Here is a 2,324-nt window from a genome sequence, read left to right as displayed (position 1 = left end):
GGGCCCAGGCGTCGGCACAGGTGCGGTTGTTGATGCAGGTGCTGTGCGGGAGGATGTCGATCGCGGCGACGTGAGCGCGACAGGCGGTCGGGGCGAGGCGCCTGAGAATCGCGCCGGCCCAGCAACACCCAAATCGATCAGCGTTGTCGAGCACCACGCACTGACCGTGCTGCTCGACACCACACCCGAGCGCGCCGTTGACCGACGCGTCGACATCACCTGGAACCCACCCCGACCACGCGACCCCGACCCGCCCGACGGTGGCCATCCAGCTAGCGGTGACAACCCGCCCGGCGGCGTCGACCCGCCCCTACCCGGCGCGGCCTGACCGTCGCACTCCCCGGCAACGCACAGTGCACGGGTGCCCGTCACCACACCTGGTGGCGGGGCGGGCGCATGTGTAAGCAGCTGTAGATGTGCGCAGAGCAGTGAGAGCCCGACGGCTCAGTGACCGACTGCGTCGCGCGTCGGGTGAGGCGCTCACACATCGTCGATTGCCGTGCGCAGTCGGCGAACTGCCTCACGAAGTTCCTGCGGCGACAGCGTGGCAAAGCTGAGTCGTGCGAACTCACTCATGTCGGTGCTCACCGAGAATGCCGCTCCCGGAACGAATGCAACCCCGTGCGACAGTGCGACATTCAAGAGCTCGCGGGTATCGCAACGAGGAAATCGAATCCAACAGAACATGCCGCCGGTGGGGGAGTCGTACTCGACGGAGGAGCCGAAGGCGTCGTCGAGTGCCGATGTCAATGCGGCGGCGCGAGTGCCGTACTCGGACGTGACGTTACTGACGTGGCTCTCGAACCACGAAGTGTCCGAGAGCATTTCGGCAACCATCAACTGATTGAGCGTCGACCCGCAGAGATCCGCACACTGTTTGAGTCTCTCGACAAGCGACACGATGGCGGGTGGGGCGTTCAGCCATCCGACACGCAGTGCCGGGGCCAGAGTCTTCGACGCCGAACCCAATCGGATGACGCTCTCGTCGGGAATCGGGCTCTGTGGCTCACCGTCGAATCGGAGCCGACCGTAAGGGTCATCTTCGATGATCCAAAAACCATATGATTCTGCGAGATTCGCGAGTTCCTCGCGGGTGCCCTTGGTCGCGGTGACCCCGGACGGGTTGTGGAAGTTGCTGACTGTGTGGACGACCCGTGGTCGGACGCCTCCTGCGAGGAGAGCGGCCAGGGCCGCGGTGTTCGTTCCCGAGTCCGTGATCGGCAGGGCGACTATGTGTGCCCGCACGCATTGAAAGGCCTGCAGCGCACCGACGTACACAGGATCGTCGACGATGACGACGTCACCGGGGTCGATCAGTGCCTGTGCGAGGAGCGACAGGGCTTGTTGTGAACCGTGGGTCAGCAGTATGCGTGCCGGGTCGACATTGTCGGTACTCGCCACCACCTCACGGCAGCGAGATGCGCCGCAGCTGGCGGTGTACTGCAGCGCGTCGCGGTTGCGCAGGACGTGCTGTGCGGCGTCGGCTATCCGAACGCTGGGGATGAGTTCGGTGGCAGGAAGTCCGCCGGCAAGACTCAACACCTCGGGGCGCTCGGTGACGGCGAGGAGGTCGCGAATCGCCGATCCGCGCACACTCCTCAGCGCGGCAGATCCGATCGGTGACGTCGGTAGGGTCAGTGGGTGCGGCATAGGTGCATCGCTCCTGTTCTCGTGGCATGAACGGGGAGGTGATGCGGATGGTCACCGAGAAGGCGTGCGCGGGTAAATCGCCCGCACCCAGCATAACCGCAGTTCTCACTGATCGGTATTTCTATCCCACTATATGGAATCTCGCCTGATTGTCTGCGGCATCGAGCCCGCCGAATGGGAGGGTGGGGCACTAATGATAACGACTATCATTTACGATAGTCGGTATGAAAGTTCGCAACTCGGTGAGATCACTCAAGAAGAAGCCCGGTGCGCAGGTGGTACGACGACGCGGCAGGGTGTTCGTGATCAACAAGAAGGAACCGCGTTTCAAGGCGCGACAGGCCTGAAGGGTCACGAGGCCTCGAGCCCGATCTGACGGGTGAGAGGTCAGCGACCGTCGTACCAGCTTCAACCGCGCCCCTTGGGCATGTCCTGTCTGCGGGCGCACGATGGTGTGTGAGAGGAGCGCATCATGCGAAGTCTGGTCGCGATCGAGTTCTTGTCCGTCGACGGTGTCATGCAGGGGTTGGGTTCACCCGACGAAGATCGGGGTGGCGGGTTTGAGCACGGTGGCTGGGGCGCTCGGTACGGAGCCGAGGTGCAACCATCACGTGGTGACGATAGTCTCGGCGACACATCTGCGTTTCTGTTCGGGCGCAAGACCTACGAATTGA

At 63.5% G+C, this 2,324-nt stretch carries 2 protein-coding genes and 2 pseudogenes; 3 read left to right on the top strand and 1 reads right to left on the bottom strand.

Annotated elements, in window-relative coordinates:
* Window positions 1–328, top strand: a pseudogene (locus GOOTI_RS24925) (HNH endonuclease); the annotation flags it as partial.
* Between the two features lie 152 nt (window positions 329–480).
* Here the strand turns inward: GOOTI_RS24925 and GOOTI_RS02950 are convergent.
* Window positions 481–1,650, bottom strand: coding sequence for an aminotransferase-like domain-containing protein (locus tag GOOTI_RS02950; protein WP_007237069.1), 1,170 nt, complete (start codon window positions 1,648–1,650; stop codon window positions 481–483).
* 224 nt (window positions 1,651–1,874) lie between these two features.
* On the opposite strand from GOOTI_RS02950, the gene ykgO reads away from it, so the two are divergent.
* Both ykgO and GOOTI_RS26605 read left to right on the top strand, forming a co-directional pair.
* The gene (gene ykgO / locus GOOTI_RS02945) at window positions 1,875–1,997 is read left to right on the top strand and encodes a type B 50S ribosomal protein L36 (protein ID WP_039993231.1); all 123 of its coding nucleotides are present in this window, start codon (window positions 1,875–1,877) and stop codon (window positions 1,995–1,997) included.
* 125 nt (window positions 1,998–2,122) lie between these two features.
* A pseudogene (locus GOOTI_RS26605) lies at window positions 2,123–2,324 on the top strand (dihydrofolate reductase family protein); the annotation flags it as partial.

The sequence above is a fragment of the Gordonia otitidis NBRC 100426 genome, assembly GCF_000248075.1.
In the GTDB taxonomy this organism is placed as follows: Bacteria; Actinomycetota; Actinomycetes; order Mycobacteriales; family Mycobacteriaceae; genus Gordonia; species Gordonia otitidis.
The sequence above is the reverse complement of the archived record's forward strand: the minus strand, read 5'-3'. Positions and strand labels throughout refer to the sequence as shown.